2 protein-coding genes are annotated in these 1,626 nt (G+C 33.4%); one reads left to right on the forward strand and one right to left on the reverse strand.

Translation table 11 applies throughout. From position 1 onward, the window contains the following. On the forward strand, positions 1-180 hold a 180-nt coding region (locus IC220_RS07445), incomplete at its 5' end, for a transposase (protein WP_188152748.1). Between the two features lie 331 nt (positions 181-511). Here IC220_RS07445 and IC220_RS07455 read toward each other — a convergent pair. Continuing rightward, positions 512-1,432, reverse strand: coding sequence for a patatin-like phospholipase family protein (locus IC220_RS07455; protein ID WP_188153782.1), 921 nt, complete (start codon positions 1,430-1,432; stop codon positions 512-514). Between the last annotated feature and the right edge of the window lie 194 nt (positions 1,433-1,626).

Consider the following 1,626-nt stretch of genomic DNA (forward strand, 5'->3'; position numbering starts at 1 on the left):
CGTTCCAATAGAAAAACACCAAGAGAATACGATAAAGAGCTTTATAAAGAGAGAAATCTCATCGAAAGAATGTTCAATAAACTCAAGAATTTTCGTAGGGTTGCTACTCGTTATGATAAATTAGCTATTTCTTTCTTATCTTTTGTCCATATTGCTTCTATATATCTTTGGTTAAAATAAATGTCGACACTACCTAATGTTGTGTGAGCAATTGTACCAATAACCGACAGAAGGAGTGATCTATTATTTCTAGCTCTATCTATTTTATTAGCAATTTTTTTCAAAGCCATTTCAACATCTTTCATACTGACTCCTAAAAAAGCATTTTATACTACAGTCTATAGCATCACAGGTTATCTAATTATTAACTCTATACGCTCGTGTAGATTTAATATATGCGCACAAAAAGCCACTGTGGCGAGTATTTTGCATATAAAAGAGAGACCTATTTATATTAATATATCAGCTTAGTTTATTAAGCATTTTGCGTAAGTTCCATCAGCTTCTTTTGTTAACATATATTGCAAAATTCGTCTATTATAGCTTGATTATTCTCTACCATTTCGTATGCCTCTTGTTGAAGGTGCTCAATATTTTTAGGTGTAGTGTCATCCATTTCAGCCGATGCTACTTCCAATTGTGATTGTATTCTTATGTATTTATCACCCATTACTTGTTCTAGTTGATAATCGACACAGTCCAATCCAGAGGCAAACATTACATTTATTAGCGGCTTTATCCAACCAATCTTGCCGAATCTTCTTGAATTAGCATACTCTATGCTTCTAGTCGTTCTACCGGTGCCAATTGATAAAAGAACAATATCATCATCAGGAAATAGCCTTTTCCCACTAGCATATGCACAAGCAGCAGGATTATTGGCAAACACCCCACCATCCACTAATATTCTATCTATCTGGTTAATTTTTAAATGTTTTGGTATGAAATAGGTAGGTGCTGCGGTTGTAGCTCTGAGTGCATCTTTTAACTTAATGTTTTCTCTTTTCCAGCTTTTAAAGAAAAATGGACAGTTATTTTGAATGTCATAACTGGTAAGTAGTAGATTACTTGAAATGTCAGCAGTAGTACTTTCGCCGAAGTATTTATCAAGAATGAATTCTATGTTTTGATGTGAGTACTGAGCACCATTAAACCATGAAGCGATCGATTTTCTCCAAAACGATGATTTAAAAATATATGGTCCATATTGTTGATAAAGTTCAACCAAATCATTGGCTGAGTATTGAGGACTTCCTTTGTTATTTTTTTTACATAAACCAGCTACAACAACTCCACCTGTTGAGGTTCCTGCCATCAGGTCAAAGATTTGGGAAATAGGTTTTTTTGATCTTTTTTCTATTTCTGTTAGTATTATAGCTGGTATGATACCTCTTATTCCTCCACCATCAATGGATAGTATAAATTTAGTCATAATGTTTAGATGTTTTTTATCTTTTTTAATATGTGTAGCTTTATCTGGGTGCATTTGTCCGAAAACTTCTGTTTGTTTCACGCCTGGAGAAAATTGCACTGCTAAAATAATCAATGAAATTGACAATTCTCAAAAATATGTATACATTCAGGCATACGAGTTCACTTCCAAGCCAATTGCAAAATCTTTGATTC

The sequence above is a fragment of the Wolbachia endosymbiont of Pentalonia nigronervosa genome (assembly GCF_014534705.1).
GTDB lineage: Bacteria > Pseudomonadota > Alphaproteobacteria > Rickettsiales > Anaplasmataceae > Wolbachia.

Excerpts from the sequence above, each read along its gene's own strand:
- IC220_RS07455 (WP_188153782.1), bottom strand. The coding sequence starts at position 1,432 with ATGACTAAATTTATACTATCCATTGATGGTGGAGGAATAAGAGGTATC.